The organism is Streptococcus tangpeifui (assembly GCF_044503215.1).
GTDB lineage: Bacteria > Bacillota > Bacilli > Lactobacillales > Streptococcaceae > Streptococcus > Streptococcus tangpeifui.
Genome location: NZ_CP172427.1, coordinates 1,987,472 through 2,006,459 on the forward strand (window position 1 = coordinate 1,987,472; position 18,988 = coordinate 2,006,459).

Here is an 18,988-nt window from a genome sequence, read left to right on the forward strand (position 1 = left end):
AAAATAAGAGAGCTTATCTACCGAATTTTAGTCGTATTTTTATACTCATGCTTATCGCATATTTTGGGGTGCTCGTCAGTAGAGTGGATCAGTTTTGCCCTCGATTACTAGAATCATTAACTCGTCAACCACAAAGCCCTCACTAAGATTATACACCTAGTGAGGGCTGTGTGTCCGTTTTCATTATTCTGTGGGTGAGGGCGGAGCCATCATGGATGTCTTGCCCAGACTTTTCAGCTTTTCTTGTGATTAGAATTTTCTAAAACGTTGGTAGCGTTCTTCCAACAACTGTTCTAGGGGAAGTTGACTGAGACGATCCAACTCTTCAACCAAACTAGTTTTGATATTTTCAACAATTTCACTGGTGAAGTATCCATGCTCTGGAATAACCTTGTCAATGACTTGCATATTGTAAAGTTCTCCAGCTGTTAACTTCATCAATTCAGCTGCTTCAGTGGCTCTGGAGCCATCTTTCCAAAGGATAGAAGCGAAGCCTTCCGGGCTGAGGATAGCATAGATTGTGTGTTCCAGCATCCAAACCTTGTCAGCGACAGCTAACGCTAAGGCTCCACCTGATCCTCCTTCACCAATGATAATAGCAATAATCGGAACCTTGAGATCACTCATTTCCATCAGATTCTTGGCAATAGCCTCTCCTTGTCCGCGCTCTTCTGCGCCGATGCCTGGATAGGCACCTGCTGTATTGATAAAAGTCACAACAGGACGGCCAAATTTTTCAGCCTGTTTCATTAAGCGAAGGGCTTTACGATAACCATCAGGATTGGGTTGGCCAAAGTTACGGTTGAGGTTATCTTGGAGATTTTTCCCCTTTTGAATACCTACGACTGTTACAGGTTGATCGGCTAAATAGGCAAGTCCACCAACCACGGCGCCATCATCAGCAAAATGCCGATCTCCGTGAAGTTCAAAGAAGTCATCAAAAACTTCCTTGGCATAATCCAGTGTCGTCATCCGACTTTGATCACGGGCTTCTTTTAAAATACGGGCAACATCACTCATTTGGCACCTCCATGAAAGGCTAATAATTTAGCAATGGTTTCCTTCATTTCTGTCCGCTTGACAATAGCATCAATAAAACCATGCTCCAAAAGGAATTCAGACTTCTGGAAGCCCTCTGGCAGGGTTTGACGAACCGTGGTTTCAATCACGCGACGGCCAGCAAAACCGACAAGAGCCTGAGGTTCAGCGATAATAATATCTCCTTCCATAGCAAAGGAAGCTGTGACTCCACCGGTCGTTGGATCCGTCAGCACGGTTAGATAGAAGAGACCCGCATTGGAATGGCGTTTGACAGCAGCCGAAATTTTAGCCATCTGCATGAGGCTCATGATACCCTCTTGCATCCGAGCACCACCTGATGCAGTGAAAATAACAACTGGAAGCTGATTTTCTGTTGCATATTCAAAGAGGCGGGTGATTTTTTCCCCAACAACAGTTCCCATAGAAGCCATGATGAAATTTGAATCCATAATAGCTAAAGCCAAGTCTTGGCCATCAATCTTAGCCGTTCCAGTCATAACAGCTTCGTCAAGGCCCGTCTTTTCCTTGGCAGCAGCCAATTTATCCTTGTAGTTTGGAAAGTTGAGAGGATCTTTGCTTTCAAGACCCGTGAACATTTCTTCGAAGCTATCGGAGTCAACAGTCAAGGCCAAGCGCTCTGAGGCCGAAATTCGAAAGTTATAGCCACAGGCTGGACACATCTTTTCAATTCCCAGATCCTTTTGGTAAATCACATGTTTACAGCCAGGGCACTTAGCAAAAAGTTCATCCGGAACTTCTGGTTTTGCTTTCTCAGGCGTTCTCAAAGACCGATTAGGATTGATTCGGATATACTTATCTTTTCTTTTAAATAAAGCCATAGAACCTCCTAATCCTCTTGATTATAAGCTGGCAAAAATTTCTCCATCAAGAATGAGGTATCATAATCCCCAGCAATGACATTTTGATCTGAAATTAAATCTAATTGGAAGTCGGCGTTAGTTAAAACTCCATCAATTTCCAATTCATAGAGGGCCCGCTGCATCTTCATCAGAGCATCGAAACGATTTTCTCCATGAACGATGATTTTAGCAATCATACTATCATAATAAGGCGGGATTGTGTAGCCGGGATAGACAGCTGAATCTACCCGCATACCGACACCACCAGCTGGCAGGTAGAGGTCTGTAATCTTACCAGGACTTGGAGCAAAGTTGAACTTAGGATTTTCGGCATTAATCCGACATTCGATAGCATGACCGATGATTTTGATATCCTCTTGATCATAAGACAGCTCTTGCCCATTAGCCACCTTGATTTGTTCCTTAACTAAATCAACATTAGTAACAAATTCGGTAACGGGGTGCTCAACTTGAATTCGGGTATTCATTTCCATAAAGTAGAAATTGCCAGAATCCTCGTCCAGCAAGAATTCAATGGTTCCAGCATTTTCATAACCGACTGCTTTAGCAGCTCGAACAGCAGCGTCCCCCATTTTCGACCGTAGGCTGGTACCAATGGCGATAGAAGGACTTTCTTCTAAAACCTTCTGGTTATTACGCTGGAGGGAGCAATCGCGTTCTCCTAGATGGATAACATTACCATGACTATCTCCCAAAATTTGCACCTCAATATGGCGGGCAGGGTAGATAACCTTCTCGATATACATGGCTCCATTACCAAAGGCTGCTAAAGCTTCTTGAGAGGCTGATTCAAAAGCTGAGACTAAATCTTCAGGTTTTTCTACCTTTCGAATTCCCTTACCGCCACCGCCAGCAGAAGCCTTGAGCATAACGGGATAGCCTATCTTATCAGCAATCTTCAAGGCATCCTCAGCGGTCATAACCTCACCGTCCGAGCCAGGAATAACAGGGACCTGAGCCTTAATCATCTCAGAGCGGGCATTGATTTTATCTCCCATTTTATCCATGATAGTTCCAGAAGGGCCGATAAATTTAATATTCATTTCTTCACACATAGTGGCAAACTTAGAGTTTTCACTCAAGAAGCCAAAACCAGGATGGATGGCCTCCGCCCCTGTAACAATAGCTGCTGATAAGACAGCATTCATATTAAGATAAGAATCCGTTGAACGAGCTGGCCCAACACAGATAGCCTCATCAGCTAGGAGGACGTGGAGGGACTCTTTGTCAGCTTCTGAATAGATAGCAACAGTTTCTACGCCCAATTCACGTGCCGCTCGAATGATTCTCACTGCGATTTCGCCACGATTGGCAATCAAAATTTTCTTAAACATATTCTGCCTTTCAGTAAGATGCAAAACTTAAGTGTTCGTATTGAAAAAGAAACTAGCTGGCTAGGGCTCCCTATCTTTGGAATCCTTTATCCAGCCAGTCTCTATTTGTTAAGTTGAAAAATTTTTTCGCTAATCTTTCTTTTATTTACTTGAGTTTTTCATGCTTAGTAAAGAGTCAGCTAGAAAAGCCAACTCACTATGATTATTTGCCTAGAGCAAAAGTCAGAGTACCGCTAGCTGCTAGTTTACCATCGACTTCTGCCTTGGCTTCAACAACAGCGATAGAACCACGGCGTTTGATAAACTTAGCTGTCATCACTAATTGATCTCCTGGTACTACTTGTTTTTTGAATTTAACCTTGTCCATACCAGCGTAAAAGACTAGTTTTCCATGGTTACCTTCCTTAGAAAGCTCCAAAACACCAGCGGTTTGAGCAAGAGCCTCCATAATCAGGACACCTGGCATAACAGGGTATTCCGGAAAATGTCCTTCAAAGAATGGTTCATTGCTAGTGACATTTTTTATGGCCACAATTTCTTCCTCAGACATCTCCAACACTCGATCAACCAAAAGCATCGGGTAGCGATGCGGTAGAGCTTCTTTGATTTTATTAATGTCCATCATTTGATGCGTACCAAGCCCTTTCCAAATTCAACCACTTCTTCGTTGGCGACAAGAATTTCAGTTACCACACCGTCCTTAGGTGCTGGGACTTCATTCATAACCTTCATAGCTTCGATAATCAAAAGAGTTTGACCCTTTTTAACGCTATCACCAACTGAAACAAAGGCTGGTTTATCAGGAGCTGGAGCAAGGTAAGCCACGCCAACCAAAGGACTTTCAACTAAGTCACCTTCTGCAGCAGAACCGGCAGCAGGCGCTGGTACTGACTCAGCTACAGACTCAGCTGGGGTTGGGTTAACCGATGTTGCCGGAGCAACAGCAGGCTGTACGGATGGATTAATAGACTGAGTATCGTTTTTACTCAGGACCAGAGATTCCCCATTATTACTGTAGGCAAATTCACGTAAACTTGATTGGTCAAATTGACTCATCAAATCCTTGATTTCTGAAATATTCATCTTGAATTAGTCCTCCCAGCGTTTGAATGCGAGAACAGCGTTATGACCACCGAATCCAAAGGTATTTGAGATAGCATACTCAACATCAGCTTTGCGGCCTTCACCATAGATGACATCCGCCTCAATGTCATCTGACAGTTCCTTAGTACCAGCTGTCATTGGCAGGAAGCCATGACGAATGGCTTCGATTGTCGCGATTGCTTCAACACCGCCAGCTGCACCGAGCAAATGACCAGTGAAGGATTTGGTAGAAGATACTGGGACATTCTTACCGAGAACAGCGACAATAGCTGCACTTTCACCTTTTTCATTGGCCTGAGTTGAGGTTCCGTGGGCGTTGACATAGCCAACTTGTTCAGGCGTAATTTCAGCTTCATTGATGGCTAGACGCATAGCTTTAGCCGCTCCAGATCCATCTGGAGTTGGTGTTGTCATGTGATAAGCATCATTGTTAGCACCGTAACCGATAATTTCTGCCAAGATAGTGGCACCACGTTTTTGAGCGTGCTCCAAGCTTTCAAGGACTAAGACACCAGCACCTTCACCCATGACAAAGCCATTGCGATCTTTATCGAATGGAATCGCTGAACGAGCTGGATCTTCTGTTGTAGAAAGAGCAGTCAGAGCATTGAAACCACCGATACCAATCTTAGTAATAGAAGCTTCGGCACCTCCAGCAAACATGACATCGTGCATACCGTATTTAATTTCACGGAAGGCTTCACCGATAGCATCGTTAGCAGAAGCACAAGCAGTAGTAACAGACTTGCTTACACCGCGAGCACCAAGCTTAAGTGAAATGTTCCCTGCAGCCATATTTGAAAGAGCCTTAGGGATAAACATTGGTTGAATCCGCTTCATACCACGTTCGTGCATCCTGATGATTTGGTCTTGCAATTCTTGCAGGCCACCGATACCAGAGGAAACAATAACCCCTGTCCGGTCACGATCAACTTGATCCATATCTAGCTTAGCATTCTCAAGTGCTTCCATAGTTGCATAGATCGCATAAAGCGAATACATATCCATACGGTTTTTATCTTTTTTGACAAAGTATTTATCAAATGGGAAATCTTGAATCTCACCAGCATTATGAACAGGAATTTCTGATGTATCAAACTTCGTAATAGGTTTGATACCGATTTTTCCATTTTCCAAACTATTCCAGAATTCTTCTGGGGTGTGTCCGATTGGTGATGTGACACCGTAACCTGTTACAACAACACGATTAAAAGTCATAATTCTTCCTCAATTTCTTGATTTTTATAATAATAGACAGGCTATCTAGTCATGCGACTAGCCTTGCATGGTCATACCACCATCAATAGCGATAACTTGACCTGTAATATATTCTTGACCTGCCAAGAATATTGCCACATCAGCAACTTCTTCAGCTTGGCCAATTCTCTTCATGGGAATTTGACCCAACATAGATTCCTTGGCCTTCTCAGGAATAGCATCCGTCATGTCTGATTCGATAAATCCCGGAGCAATAGCATTAACCCGTACATTACGGCCAGCCACTTCGCGGGCAACCGACTTAGTTAAGCCAAGCAAACCTGCTTTAGAAGCAGCATAGTTAGCCTGACCGACATTCCCCATGAGACCGACAACAGATGACATATTGATAATTGCTCCTTGACGGGCTTTGCTCATCGGTTTCAAAACCGCCTGAATCATATTGAAGGTCCCAGTCAAATTAATCTTGAGTACCTTCTCAAAGTCTTCTTCGGTCATCTTGAGCATCAGTTTATCATTGGTGATACCGGCATTGTTTACCAAGACATCAACTGAACCTAGGCTAGCAATGGCTTCATCAATCATGCGTTTAGCATCTGCTGAATCAGAGACATCTCCTGAAATGGCTACAACCTTAACGCCATAGCCAGCAAATTGAGCTAAGAGCTCATCCGAAATTGCTGAACGGCCATTAAGAATAATATTTGCACCTTGTTTAGCGAACTTATGAGCGATAGCTAAACCGATACCACGGGTTGAACCCGTAATAAATACATTTTTATTCCTTAATTCCATAAGAATCTCCTATTTTTCTAGCAAGGCCTGAAGGCTAGTCAAATCTTCAACATGGGATAGGTTTGCAGTTTTATCAATTTTCTTCATAAAACCCGAGAGTACCTTGCCAGGACCAACCTCAATATAAGAGGTCACGCCTAGCGCTTGCATGGTCGCAATTGAATCGTAGAAACGAACTGGTTCCATGACTTGGCGTGCCAATAGAGACTTAATCTCTGATTGATCCATAACCTTGGCTTCGGTGTTACCAACTAAGGGAAGTTTAAAATCAGAAAAGGTTACTTTTTTTAACTCCTCAGCTAACTGACGACTAGCAGGCTCTAAAAGGGCCGTGTGGAAGGGGCCTGAGACCTTGAGCGGAATCAAACGCTTAGCCCCTGCCTTTTTCAAATTTTCAACTGCAGCATCGACTGCTGCAGCATCACCGCCAATAACAATTTGTGACGGTGTATTATAATTAGCAGGTCTGACATACCCCTTGTCAGAAGCCTGTTGACAAGCTTCCTCGATAACCTCTACAGGTGTATTCATGACAGCGATCATTTTCCCAGTGCCTGCTGGTGCGGCTGTTTCCATAAATTCACCACGCTTCGCCACAAGAGCTACAGCTTCTTCAAATGATAAAGCACCTGCAGCTACTAAGGCTGAATACTCCCCTAGAGAAAGCCCTGCAACTACATCGGGTTCATAACCTTTTTCCTTCAAGAGGTGGTAAATTGCAACCGATGTTGTTAAGATAGCTGGCTGCGTATAGCGTGTCTGATTCAGTTTTTCTTCATCGCGATCAATCAAATCGCGCACATCATAACCTAAAATTTGACTAGCAGTGTCAAAAGTCTCTTTAATAACCGGATAAGTATCATACAAATCTCTGGCCATGCCGAGCTTCTGCGCTCCTTGACCGGCAAATAAGAATGCTGTTTTCGTCACAGTCTTTCCTCCAAGTTTGGCTAGAGATGGCTGCTAAGCTAAGCTCAATCAGCCACCTGAGGTCTTCGCTTGATTAGTCTTCCGATACATCTACATCTGCCCAGCGTGCTGCCTGTTCCTTGATAACCTTAGCAGCTCCATAGTAGAGGTCCTTCAAAATTTCTTCACAGGTTTCTTCCTTACGCACTAGACCTGCAATTTGACCTGCCATGACTGAACCGTTTTTCACATCGCCATCAACAACAGCATTGCGAAGGGCACCTGCACCGAGTTCTTCAATCTCTTGGGCAGTAATCTTACCAGCTAAGAAATCTTTTTCCGCTTGAGCATAAGATGAAGATAATTTATTTTTGATAGCCCGAACTGGGTGACCAACAACATTGGCAGAAACGACTGTGTCGATGTCCTTAGCCTTGAGCAATTTATTCTTGAAATTTTGATGGGCGTTAGATTCTTTAGAAACAACAAAACGAGTTCCGACCTGAATAGCTTCAGCACCCAACATAAAGACCGCTGCCGCACCATAACCATCAGCTACACCCCCAGCACCGACAACAGGGATATCAATGGCATCAACCACTTGGCGAACCAGAGTCATGGTTGTCAATTTACCAATATGGCCGCCTGCTTCCATGCCTTCTGCAATAACCGCATCAGCGCCTAGTTTTTCCATACGTTTAGCAAGGGCGACACTCGGAACTACAGGAATTACTGTAATACCAGCATCGTGCAAACGTTCCATATATTTTCCTGGATTGCCTGCACCTGTTGTTACCACCTTAACCCCTTCTTCAATAACAAGGTCAACAATATCATCAGCAAAAGGAGACAAAAGCATGATGTTGACACCGAAAGGTCTATCAGTAATAGATTTTACCTTATCAATATTAGCTTTGACAACTTCTTTTGGGGCGTTACCGCCACCAATAATTCCAAGTCCTCCAGCATTGGAAACAGCTCCTGCTAAATCGCCGTCTGCTACCCATGCCATACCCCCTTGGAAAATAGGGTATTTAATATTTAATAATTCTGTAATCCGAGTTTTCATATAATTACTTACCTTCTTAATAAGTTGATAACACTCCAACAACTTTGAACGTCAAAGTTTGAGTATCAAAGTATCGGTCTAAAGAAGAAGGCGGATGAGTTTCCTCTTCCACCTTGCAGCCTTGCGAATTATTCAGAAGAACCAAGACGATTCAAGGCCACATCTTCGTGACTAAAGCCCTAAAATTCAAAGGCTGGGAAAAGCTCCCAGTCCCTTAAAGAACTTATTTAGTTTTTTCTTCTACGTAGGCAACCAAGTCACCAACAGTATTCAAACCATCTTCAGTTTCGATTTGGATGTCAAAGGCATCTTCGATTTCTGAGATAACTTGGAAGACATCAAGTGAGTCAGCATCAAGTTCGTCAAAGGTTGTTGTCATTTGAACCTCTTCTGCTTCTTTACCAAGTTCTTCAACGATGATTTCTTGTACTTTATCAAATACTGCCATTTTAAAATTTCTCCTTTAAAATAAAAAATAATATTTATAAATACTGTTTGTCACAGTTATCTATACTAAATTTTAACAATTAGACTGCCCCATGTCAATCCCCCACCAAATCCCGATAGGAGCACTGTTTGGCTACCGTCAAGTTTAATTATACCATTTTCAACCGACTCTGCCAGCAAAATTGGCACGCTAGCAGCGCTGGTGTTACCGTAAGACATCATATTCGCCAGAAATTTGTCCCGCTCAATACCAATTTTTTTAGCCATCTTGTCTAAAATCCGGATATTAGCTTGGTGAAGCAGAGCATAGTCTAAGTCATCACTAGAAATTTCCGAACTTTTTAAAAGATCTTTAATGCTAGAAGCTACATCTCGGATAGCAAAATCAAAGATAGCTCGACCATCCATAGTCATGAATGGAGCATTTTCACTAGACTCCGAATAAGGCGAGTTAAGTCCTGACTTTCCTGAGCATAAACTATCGCTCCTACTGCCATCTGTGTTAAGGGACTCAGCAAGAAAATGCTCTTCCTCACTTGTTTCGAGAAGGACACCACCAGCACCATCTCCGAAGAGAACTGCCGTACGGCGGTCTGACCAATCCAGAGTTTTTGATAAAACTTCGGCTCCAATAACCATTCCTTTTCGATAAGCCCCGGACTTAATCAGTTTCTCCGCTGTAGATAGTGAGAAAATAAAGCCGCTGCAAGCAGCAGTCAAGTCATAGGCAAAGGCATTGATTGCACCAATATTAGCTTGTACACGTGCTGCAGTCGTTGGCATCATAGAATCGGGTGAGATAGTAGCTACGATAATAAAGTCAAGTTCCTCAGGCTGACTGCCTGATTTTGCCAACAGTTGCTTGGCCACCTCAGTAGCCAATTCACTTGTTTCTTGATTGCGGCTGATACGTCTCTCTTTGATACCAGTTCGACTGGAAATCCACTCATCACTGGTATCCATAATTTTGGACAGATCATCATTAGTAACAATCTGCTCAGGTACATAGTAGGCTGTTTGACTAATTTTTGCAAAAGCCATTATTTCAACTCCTCAAGGAATTGATAGAGCTTATGCAACCCACGTTCTAAGGTTTTAATCTCTATCTCATCCATTCCTTCTGTAATTTGTGTCACCATGTTCTTGTGGAAACGGTTATGAAGACGATAAATCAAGCGACCCTTTTTGGTCAAGTTGAGGTGAACAACACGACGGTCAACCTTTGAGCGATGGCGTTCAACATAACCTTTTTTTTCCAACTTATTCAAGCTGGTTGTCACCGTTCCCAAGGTCACCATCAGCTCACGAGCAATATCGCTTGGGGTAGCATCCGGAATATGACCAATAATATCAACAGTATGCATTTCCTTCATGGAGACGTCATTAAAGCGGCTGTTTTTTAAACTCATTTCCTCAATGACTAAGACATTGTTGAAAACTTTGGTTAGATATTCATTTACTAGTTTATAATCCAATTTATATCTCTTATACCTCGATTCTCAAATAATTTGATATTCAAAGTATATCAGATGCGAAATCTCTTTGCAAGAAAAATGAAATATTTTCTTAACGATTTAGCAGGATTTCAGCTTATTTTCAGGTCCTATTTTACCAATTAATTAACTGACTGGAACTTATCCTTGACAAAACTGGCTCAGTCGCAATATTACTAATTAAAAGTAAATTTAAGACTATTTAGCACTTTAATGTAAAGATAAGGTTAAGACGAGAAAAGAACTGGAATTTTTCTCCCAAAATCTAGTCCCTTGAAACTGGGGCTCATACAACTCTTGAATTTAAAAAAGCACTCTCAGGGTATTTAATACTTCAGCTAATTTTCCCAAAATCCTTTGTTGATTAAGGCCATCTACCATCTATTTCCCAATGAATTTCGGCCTACGTTTAGCACTGAAGGCATTAACCCCTTCTTTAAAATCTTCAGTAAAGGCCAAAGATTTCTGCAGTGCCAATTCAAGGTCAGCATATTCTTCCCAACCGGCAAATTCACTCTTCCAAACCATTTCTTTAATCGCTTTAAAGGAGTTTGGTGAACTGCGTTTCAGTCGCTTAATCAACCGGTCCGTGTCACGTTCCAATTTTTCAGAATCCGCTAGACGGTAGATAAAACCCCAGTCTAAAGCTTTTTCAGCATTAACAGCCTCACCCGTCATGGTAATTTGCGTAGCACGATTGATACCAATTGAACGTGTTAGGAGGAAGAGGCCCCCAGCATCGGGTGCTAGACCGACACCAACAAAGGCTTGGATAAATTTAGCTTTTTCGGAGGCAATGGTAAAATCTGCCGCCAACACCATGTTAAAAGCTGCCCCTGCAACTGGTCCATCAACACTCATAATAACAGGTTTTGGCAGACGCTTAATCATGAAAGAAATAGTGTTTACCAATTCTGCGATCCTTACGAGTGATTGAACATCGTCAGCATCAACAGCCTTTTGCATCTGATCTAAATCTCCACCGACTGAAAAGACCTTTCCATTAGCATTGATAAGTAAAATTTGCACAGTTTCATCTTTTTCAGCCTGACTAATGGCCTCGATGATTTCTTCACAGATAGGAATATTGAACCCGTTAGAAACCTCAGGACGATTGAGAGTTAGGGTGGCGACACCATCTTCGACACCATAAAGAATGGTTGAAAAATTCATAAGATACCTCCAATTATTTTAATGCTCAAACAAAAATAAAGGTTTTGTCGTATTCCAATTTATTATATCTGAAAATACGAGTTTGACAAGGAATTACTGTCTTTTGCCTTTGTTATATTTGTAACAAAAGAGGCCGAATGCTAGGCTCAGCCTCTCACTTATCTTTATTTTATCCTTCTAACACAGGTATCCGGAGGAGCTCCATAGCCTGATCTAGGCTGCTTATCAGACGGTCTGCCTGACTCTGATCAAGACCAAAACGCTTGTCCTCGAGAGCCCAAACTTCAATACCAGCTGCAACCCCAGCAGCAATACCTTTTTCACTATCTTCAATAATCAGTAAGTCTGTCTTAGCAAGGCCTAGGAGATCTGCTGCAGTATTGTAGATAGCAGGATTCGGTTTGCTCTCTGGAAATTCTTCCCCCGATAAAATGACATCAAAATAAGCAGTCAAATCCGTATCCCCCAGAGCTTTCAAGATATCTGACTTAGTTGAACTAGAGGCCAAACCAATTTTAATCTCAGCCCTTTTTAAACGTTCCAAACTTGAGCGAACGTCTGAAAAAATAACTTCTTGGTAGGGGAGAGGATGGGCGGTCTTATAGGCTGTATAATTTGCCTGTAGCTGGTTGATATCCCAGTTCTCATAATCTTGACCTAAAATTTTTTGCCAGACCTGCTTCATACTGCCACCGACAAAAAAGCTAAGGGGCAGATGGTCAATCGAGATTCCCAGACCTGCTAAAAAAGTTTGACGACGGCTGTAATAGAATTCTTCAGTATCAAAGAGAACACCGTCCATATCAAAAATAATTGCTTGCTTCATGAAAAACCTCAGCCTCATTTTACCATAAAGAGTCTGTCTGGACAAAGTTCAATCAGGCACCAGGCAGACTGATGGGGATTAAAACTGAATTTGAAAAGATGTCTGAATTTTGCTATAATTTTAGGCAATCTCACAAGGAAAGATAGACGGAATTATTATGAAAGTCATTAAATTTGGTGGAAGTTCGCTGGCTTCTGCAGAACAGTTAAAAAAGGTTCTCAATATTGTCCGCTCGGACTCTGAACGACGCTTCGTAGTTGTTTCAGCACCAGGAAAACGTACCCCTGAGGATACTAAGGTTACCGATGCTCTCATTAAATATTATCGTTCGTATACCAACGAAGATGATGTCTCAGCAGATCAAGATTGGATTATCAAACGCTACAAAGGTATCATTGATGAACTAGGCCTATCTCACAGTATCCTTGATAGGATTACCGCCTCAATTACAGAATTAGCCACCCTGCCTATTGAAGGAAACGATTTTCTCTACGATACCTTCCTAGCAGCCGGAGAAGATAACAATGCTAAGTTAGTGGCGGCTTACTTCCGTAAGAATGGTCTGCCTGCCCGTTACCTGCACCCTGGTAAGGCCGGTATTATTGTTTCCAGTGAACCCGGCAACGCCCAAATTCTTCCTTCAAGTTACGATAAACTGGAAGAATTGCGAGATAGCGATGAGGTACTAGTTATCCCTGGCTTCTTCGGTGTGACTGTTGACAAGCAAATTTGTACCTTCTCCCGCGGGGGGTCTGATATCTCTGGTTCTATTGTTGCTGCCGGTGTCAAGGCTGATCTCTACGAAAATTTCACTGATGTTGACGGTATCTTTGCAGCTCATCCAGGTGTTGTCCATAAGCCTCACTCCATCGAGGAATTGACCTACAGGGAAATGCGGGAGCTGGCCTATGCTGGTTTTTCTGTCTTGCACGATGAAGCCTTGATCCCTGCCTATCGAGGACGGATTCCGCTGGTTATTAAGAATACCAATAATCCTAGCCATCCAGGAACCCGCATTGTCCTAGAACATAGCAAACAAGAACTACCTGTTGTAGGGATTTCAGGCGATGATAAATTCGTCAGCATCAATATTTCCAAATACCTGATGAACAGAGAAGTCGGTTTTGGCCGCAAGGTTTTGCAAGTTTTGGAAGACCTCAACATCCGTTGGGAACACATTCCAACCGGAATTGACGATATGTCCATCATTCTACGGGAAAGAGAACTGACCCCTATCAAAGAAAGAGAGATTCTGACGCAACTAACCCGTAACTTGGGTGTCGATGAGGTCGAATTTGAAAGGGATCTTTCCATCATTATGATTGTTGGAGAAAACATGAAAAATCAAGTTGGGGTTATGTCAACTGCAACTAAAGCTATGTCTGATAAAGGCATTAATATCGAAATGATTTCCCAAGGCTCCAGTGAAGTTTCCGTCATGCTGGTTATCAAGTCCAGCCATGAAAAAACAGCAGTTCGGGCGATTTATAAGGCTTTCTTTGGTCAGGATAAATAATTTTCAAATGCTCTCAGTTCGAGGGCTTTTATTTTGCCTTGCTCAATTAAAAGCATTCTTAGCCTTAATCAGATTGTCATCTCGTAACCTTAGCTTTTATGATATAATTAGGGAGATTGTTTACGGAAAATATATCTTGACTCATAAAAGGATGGGAAGGTGAAGACCTCTTATTTTTGATTGACGTTCTTTTTTCTGTCCCAGTCTACTTTAAAAAGGAATGATTATGAAGAAATTTTTTATTAGCCTCTTAATGGCTCTTGCTCTAATCCTTGCTGGCAATCTAGTCCAGGCTGATGACTTCGAGGCCCCCGCTGAGCATGCTATTGCCGTTGAATCTTCAACTGGGAAAGTACTCTATGAAAAGGATGCTACCAGTCCAGACGGCATTGCTTCAATTACCAAAATTTTAACCGTTTATATGGTCTACAAGGCTATTGATGATGGCAAACTCTCTTGGAGTACTAAAGTTAAAATTTCCGATTATGCCTATGGACTAACGACCAATTCTGAAGCCAGCAATGTCCCTATGGATGACCGCGAATACACAGTTAAAGAATTGGTCAAGGCTGCTATGATTGCCAGTGCCAACAGTGCTGCTATTGCCTTGGCTGAGAAAATTGGGGGGGACGAACCGACCTTCGTCGATATGATGCAGACCCAACTTAAGGAGTGGGGAATTGAGGATGCCAAACTGGTCAATGCCTCTGGCCTCAACAATAGCTATCTTGGCGACCATATTTATCCTGATTCTAAGTCTGATGACGAAAACCTCATGAGCGCTCGCGATGTTGCTATTATTGCCCAGCACCTGATTAAAGATTATCCCGATGTTCTGAATATTAGTAAGAAAACCAAGGCAGACTTTCATGGTACAACCATGACTACTTTTAACTTTATGTTAGATGGAATGCCTTATGCTCGTGAAGGCGTCGATGGTCTGAAAACAGGAACGACTGAACTAGCTGGTCAGTCGTTCGTCGCAACGTCGACTGAAAATGGTATGCGAATTATCTCGGTTATTCTCCATGCGGATCATGCTGACACCAATGAATATGCTCGATTTGATGCTACAAATAAATTACTCAACTACGTAGCTTATAATTTCCAACTGACTAACCTAACAGTCGAAGGAGAGGCCTACAAAGCCAGTAAGGCTCAAGTCTTGGATGGTAAATCAAAAAACGTCTCTGCAGTTTCCAAAGACGATTTCCGTGTAGTCACTAAGATTGGCTCCGACAATAAACCAAGTGCTAAAGCTAAGACTAAGCCGGTCACAGCAGCAATCAAAAAAGGTACCAAGGTTGGTACTCTGACCTACGATGATCCCGATTTAATCGGTACAGGTTATCTAGATGGTCCACCGCAAGTAACCTTAGTAGCTCAGAAACCTGTCAAAAAGAGTTTCTTCCTCAAGGTATGGTGGAACCACTTCGTCCGCTACGTCAACGAAAAGCTATAAAGTAAGATGCAACAAGAGGTCGAGATAAAAGTCTTGCCTCTTTTGTTATGACTCTAGATTTATCAGACGGACACAGGTGGGTAAGACTTGTTGCTATACCAAGAAGCCTTACCCTTGCACAGTTCATTAGGTGCTTAGCACCAATAAACCACTGCTGGCTAGCTTTTCTTTGTCACAAGACCAAAGCGGAAATCCAATCCAACTGTGCGGGAAAGGAAGTTTAGGAGGAAACTTTTTTCGTGTGATAAATCACTTTCAAACGCTGTGCTGTTTTAAAAAGTGAGTCTTAAGGAAAAGGACAGTCGTTCATATCATAGTCACGATTTTTTTGAACCCTGCAACTAAAAAGCTAGACTCAATTGTTAGCTTTGTCCTAACAATTGAGTCTAGCTCTTTTATTTTTTCCCCCTATTTTCTTCGACATAACTGATACACCAGTCAATCAGTTCCTCCAGTCGGGTGATTTGTTCAGTCATGTGGAGATACCCCATGATGGCTTCAAAACCGGTTGACATCTTGTAGGTGATAATATCGGTGTTTTTAGCCTTAGTATGGCTGTGTGCATTACGGCCCCGCTTATAAATAACCACTTCTTCTTCCGTTAAAAGATTGCGGTTCAGCATGGCCTCAATCAGCATAGCTTGAGCCTTGGCTGATACATAGTGAGTAGCTAGACGATGAAGCAGGTTAGGTTTAGTCTGTCCTTGAAAAATCAGGTGACGGCGAATATAGAGGGAGTAAACAGCATCTCCCTCAAAAGCTAGGGCGATACCGTTTATGAGATTGACATTGACTTTAGTCACGGGTCCACCTCACGCCATCTTTGGTATCCAACAGTTTAATCCCTTGAGCTGCTAGGTCATCACGAATCTTATCAGCTGTCGCAAAATCTTTTTGTGCCCGGGCGGCTTGGCGTTTTTCAATTAAGTCCTCAATTTCGTTGTCTAAACGCTCTTCTTGGAAGATGATGCCAAAAACCTCCAGCATCTTAGCAAACGATTCCTTTATAGTTTGGTTATAATGACCTGAATTGATCCATTTGGCCAATTCAAAGATAACCGTAATGCCATTAGCGGCATTGAAATCATCATCCATGGCAGTCTTGAAATCTGCTAGAAACTTGTCCAAGCCGGCTTGATCAACCTGATCACTCAGCGGAAGCGTATAGGTATTCTTGAGGTACTTGAGATTGGTCTTGGCATCGTGGAGGGCCTTTTCGGTGAAGTTGATAGGTTTGCGGTAGTGCTGGGTTGCTAAGAAGAAACGAAGCACTTGACCATCAACTGTTTTGAGAAGGTCATGGACAGTTACGAAATTACCCAGGGACTTGGACATTTTTTCATTGTCAACATTAACAAAACCATTGTGCATCCAATAGTTAGCAAAGGTTTTCCCCGTCTTGGCTTCAGACTGGGCAATTTCATTGGTATGGTGAGGAAACTCAAGATCTGCTCCGCCACCATGAATATCAATAGTGTCTCCTAAAATAGTAGTCGACATCACCGAGCACTCGATATGCCAGCCTGGTCGACCGGCTCCCCATGGGCTGTCCCAAGAAATTTCATCCGGTTTAGCTGATTTCCACAGAGCAAAATCGAGGGGGTCTTCCTTGAGCTCAGTCTCACTATCAGTGCGGCCACTGGCTCCAACTTCCAGATCAGCTAGAGTTTTATTGGCCAAAGCTGCATAATTTTGCGATTTTTGCACACGAAAATAAACATCTCCCTCAACTTCATAGGCAAAACCTTTATCCATCAAGACTTGGACGAAATCAATAATGTGATCCATAAAGTCCATAACCCTAGGATTCTGCGTAGCTGGTTTGATCCCTAGCGCTTTGGTATCGGCCATGAAGGCTGCGATGAACTTATCAGCCAAGTCCTTTGGGAGCATGTCAGCTTCCTTGGCTGCCTTGATGATTTTGTCGTCAACATCAGTGAAATTGGAAATATAGTTAACTTGATACCCAGCGTATTCAAAATAGCGACGAATAGTATCGAAGGCTACACTGGATCTAGCATTACCAATATGAATATAATTGTAAACTGTTGGTCCGCAGACATACATATTGACTTGACCCTTATGTAGGGGGACAAAGTCGCGCAAACTTCGCGTCATGGTATCATAGATTTTTATCATAATGTTTTTCCTCATGAAATAGTCAGAGGGTGGGACAAAAGTCCTGCCTCCTATTAACTAGTTTAGATAGAGTAGTTTGACGCAGTGGTTAGGAGTAAGACTTGTTAGTTATGCCGAGAAGTCTTACTCTTGCACAGTTCATTAGGTACTTTAATACCACTGAACCACTGATGATTGGAAGTCCTTATCTTGGGGCGCAGTCCCATTTTCAGGCGTCCCTCTTAAACCGTCCACTGAACTGTTTAAGTGCCATACAAGAGATAGCTAATAATCGAGCACGCCTACAGTGCTGTGGAATTAGAGACATAGTTGTTGGTGCTTTAGTACTTTACAAATATGGCTCTGACAGTATAAAATCTCTCAGGTGTTTTACACCTGCGTCGATTTTCCTAAATTCCTTTGCAGGCTTAGCAGCTTTATGTCTTGATTAAACTGTGCGGAGGTGGGTTAGAAAGCTCTGGTAGAGCTTTTTAATCGGGAAATAAAGCTTGCAAAGCAAGTGTCAAAATGCTCCAGTGGGCTTTGGCAGTCTGGGGATAGACTGCCAAAGCCCACCACCTAAAAATAAGAAAGCAGCAGAGACCTGAGCCTTAAAATAGGAGAGCGAGGAAAATCGAAATCGCCTTTCATGACGATTTATCGATTGAGTCCCCTCTCATAATATTCTCAGATTTCTCAAAGTCCACTGTCATCAAGAACTAGACAAGTATTTACCTAACAAGAGTAAAGCACAAAACTTAGGCTTAGCCTATTTCTTCTTTGGCCCATCATCTTTGATGATAAAGGTCAGGATAACCCAAAAGATACCGATAGCCAGCCAGATATAAGCATAGCTACGACTGCCATTGAGCCATTGCTGACCAACATTGAGAAAGGCCAAAATAATGACCAGTAAATTTAACCAATTTTTCTTAATAAAGTTCATTATTCCCTCTTTTACGGTGTCCGAACTGACGAGATTCTCACATCTGGGTAATCGCTAGTTACTAGCCTACAGGTGGGATGAATGATAGCTAGCTTCACGAGCTTCTTGCAAAGTTTTGATGGCCACCTCATCTTTTCGCCCATGGACTCGAACAACCTTAGCTGGGACTCCGACTACGGTGACATCTGCTGGGACATCCGATAGGACAACAGCTCCTGCACCTACTTTAGCATTGGGACCGACCTCAATAGGACCAATCAGTTGAGAATGAGCCGAGATTAGGGCTCCTTGGCGGATAGTGGGGTGTCGTTTGCCAACATCCTTACCGGTTCCACCTAGGGTAACACCATGATAGAGCATAGCTCCCTTTTCAACAATAGCTGTCTCTCCGATAACCAATCCCGCTCCATGGTCAATAAAGACCCCGCTGGCTATCTGAGCTCCTGGATGGATCTCAATATTTGTCCAAAAGCGCCAAAATTGACTGTGCATTCGAGCCAGCAGTCGCAGGTGGTGTCGCCAGAGAAAGTGAGAAATCCGATGAGCAGCGAGGGCTTTGATTCCCGGATAGGTTAAAATCACCTCTAGGGAAGTCCGGGCCGCTGGATCCTGTTGCTTAACAATATCTATTGATTCTTTCCACCAACCCATAGGCA

Annotated in this window: 20 protein-coding genes; 2 read left to right on the forward strand and 18 right to left on the reverse strand. The window is 42.7% G+C overall.

Features of this window, described 5'->3' with window-relative positions; genetic code table 11:
* Window positions 1–249: 249 nt before the first annotated feature.
* From ACFSN5_RS09170 to ACFSN5_RS09235, 14 genes are all read right to left on the reverse strand, one after another.
* Window positions 250–1,020 carry an acetyl-CoA carboxylase carboxyl transferase subunit alpha gene (locus tag ACFSN5_RS09170; RefSeq protein WP_165212319.1) on the reverse strand — a complete coding sequence of 257 codons (771 nt, stop codon included), beginning with the start codon at window positions 1,018–1,020 and terminating at the stop codon, window positions 250–252.
* Window positions 1,017–1,880 (reverse strand): acetyl-CoA carboxylase, carboxyltransferase subunit beta, encoded by an 864-nt coding sequence (accD, locus tag ACFSN5_RS09175; RefSeq protein ID WP_165212317.1) that lies wholly within the window; start codon window positions 1,878–1,880, stop codon window positions 1,017–1,019. Before accD ends, ACFSN5_RS09170 begins: the two co-directional genes overlap by 4 nt.
* A gap of 8 nt (window positions 1,881–1,888) precedes the next feature.
* Window positions 1,889–3,256 carry an acetyl-CoA carboxylase biotin carboxylase subunit gene (locus ACFSN5_RS09180; protein ID WP_165212315.1) on the reverse strand — a complete coding sequence of 456 codons (1,368 nt, stop codon included), beginning with the start codon at window positions 3,254–3,256 and terminating at the stop codon, window positions 1,889–1,891.
* Window positions 3,257–3,458: 202 nt separating this feature from the next.
* A complete protein-coding gene (gene fabZ, locus ACFSN5_RS09185) occupies window positions 3,459–3,881 on the reverse strand; it encodes a 3-hydroxyacyl-ACP dehydratase FabZ (protein WP_004229915.1) in 423 nt (140 codons plus the stop codon).
* On the reverse strand, window positions 3,878–4,339 hold the full coding sequence (accB, locus tag ACFSN5_RS09190) for an acetyl-CoA carboxylase biotin carboxyl carrier protein (protein WP_165212313.1): 462 nt from the start codon (window positions 4,337–4,339) through the stop codon (window positions 3,878–3,880). The genes fabZ and accB overlap by 4 nt, the downstream gene beginning before the upstream one ends.
* A 6-nt stretch (window positions 4,340–4,345) precedes the next feature.
* Window positions 4,346–5,578, reverse strand: a complete 1,233-nt coding sequence (fabF, locus tag ACFSN5_RS09195; RefSeq protein WP_165329436.1) for a beta-ketoacyl-ACP synthase II — start codon at window positions 5,576–5,578, stop codon at window positions 4,346–4,348.
* Between the two features lie 57 nt (window positions 5,579–5,635).
* Window positions 5,636–6,373 carry a 3-oxoacyl-[acyl-carrier-protein] reductase gene (gene fabG, locus ACFSN5_RS09200; RefSeq protein ID WP_165212309.1) on the reverse strand — a complete coding sequence of 246 codons (738 nt, stop codon included), beginning with the start codon at window positions 6,371–6,373 and terminating at the stop codon, window positions 5,636–5,638.
* Window positions 6,374–6,382: 9 nt separating this feature from the next.
* Entirely contained in the window at window positions 6,383–7,303 is a 921-nt protein-coding gene (gene fabD / locus ACFSN5_RS09205; protein WP_165212307.1) for an ACP S-malonyltransferase, read from the reverse strand.
* 73 nt (window positions 7,304–7,376) lie between these two features.
* Window positions 7,377–8,351, reverse strand: coding sequence for an enoyl-[acyl-carrier-protein] reductase FabK (fabK, locus tag ACFSN5_RS09210; RefSeq protein WP_165329435.1), 975 nt, complete (start codon window positions 8,349–8,351; stop codon window positions 7,377–7,379).
* Between the two features lie 223 nt (window positions 8,352–8,574).
* A complete protein-coding gene (locus ACFSN5_RS09215; protein ID WP_165212303.1) occupies window positions 8,575–8,799 on the reverse strand; it encodes an acyl carrier protein in 225 nt (74 codons plus the stop codon).
* Window positions 8,800–8,864: 65 nt separating this feature from the next.
* Window positions 8,865–9,839 carry a beta-ketoacyl-ACP synthase III gene (locus ACFSN5_RS09220; protein WP_165212301.1) on the reverse strand — a complete coding sequence of 325 codons (975 nt, stop codon included), beginning with the start codon at window positions 9,837–9,839 and terminating at the stop codon, window positions 8,865–8,867.
* On the reverse strand, window positions 9,839–10,273 hold the full coding sequence (locus tag ACFSN5_RS09225) for a fatty acid biosynthesis transcriptional regulator FabT (protein ID WP_004229930.1): 435 nt from the start codon (window positions 10,271–10,273) through the stop codon (window positions 9,839–9,841). The genes ACFSN5_RS09220 and ACFSN5_RS09225 overlap by 1 nt, the downstream gene beginning before the upstream one ends.
* A gap of 399 nt (window positions 10,274–10,672) precedes the next feature.
* Window positions 10,673–11,464, reverse strand: coding sequence for a trans-2-decenoyl-ACP isomerase (locus ACFSN5_RS09230; RefSeq protein WP_165212299.1), 792 nt, complete (start codon window positions 11,462–11,464; stop codon window positions 10,673–10,675).
* Window positions 11,465–11,633: 169 nt separating this feature from the next.
* Entirely contained in the window at window positions 11,634–12,290 is a 657-nt protein-coding gene (locus ACFSN5_RS09235; RefSeq protein ID WP_165212297.1) for an HAD family hydrolase, read from the reverse strand.
* A gap of 157 nt (window positions 12,291–12,447) precedes the next feature.
* On the opposite strand from ACFSN5_RS09235, the gene ACFSN5_RS09240 reads away from it, so the two are divergent.
* The gene (locus ACFSN5_RS09240) at window positions 12,448–13,806 is read left to right on the forward strand and encodes an aspartate kinase (protein WP_165212295.1); all 1,359 of its coding nucleotides are present in this window, start codon (window positions 12,448–12,450) and stop codon (window positions 13,804–13,806) included.
* A 226-nt stretch (window positions 13,807–14,032) separates the two neighbouring features.
* Window positions 14,033–15,268 (forward strand): D-alanyl-D-alanine carboxypeptidase PBP3, encoded by a 1,236-nt coding sequence (gene pbp3, locus ACFSN5_RS09245; RefSeq protein ID WP_165212293.1) that lies wholly within the window; start codon window positions 14,033–14,035, stop codon window positions 15,266–15,268.
* 395 nt (window positions 15,269–15,663) lie between these two features.
* Here pbp3 and ACFSN5_RS09250 read toward each other — a convergent pair whose 3' ends face one another.
* The 4 genes from ACFSN5_RS09250 to cysE form a co-directional block, all read right to left on the reverse strand.
* Window positions 15,664–16,071: a Mini-ribonuclease 3 gene (locus tag ACFSN5_RS09250; RefSeq protein ID WP_165212291.1), complete on the reverse strand. Its 408-nt coding sequence runs from the start codon at window positions 16,069–16,071 to the stop codon at window positions 15,664–15,666.
* The gene (cysS, locus tag ACFSN5_RS09255) at window positions 16,064–17,407 is read right to left on the reverse strand and encodes a cysteine--tRNA ligase (RefSeq protein WP_165212289.1); all 1,344 of its coding nucleotides are present in this window, start codon (window positions 17,405–17,407) and stop codon (window positions 16,064–16,066) included. Before cysS ends, ACFSN5_RS09250 begins: the two co-directional genes overlap by 8 nt.
* A gap of 748 nt (window positions 17,408–18,155) precedes the next feature.
* Complete coding sequence (locus ACFSN5_RS09260; RefSeq protein ID WP_165212288.1) at window positions 18,156–18,332, reverse strand: hypothetical protein; 177 nt, start codon at window positions 18,330–18,332, stop codon at window positions 18,156–18,158.
* Window positions 18,333–18,398: 66 nt separating this feature from the next.
* Window positions 18,399–18,983 carry a serine O-acetyltransferase gene (gene cysE / locus ACFSN5_RS09265; RefSeq protein ID WP_165212286.1) on the reverse strand — a complete coding sequence of 195 codons (585 nt, stop codon included), beginning with the start codon at window positions 18,981–18,983 and terminating at the stop codon, window positions 18,399–18,401.
* Window positions 18,984–18,988 lie beyond the last annotated feature (5 nt).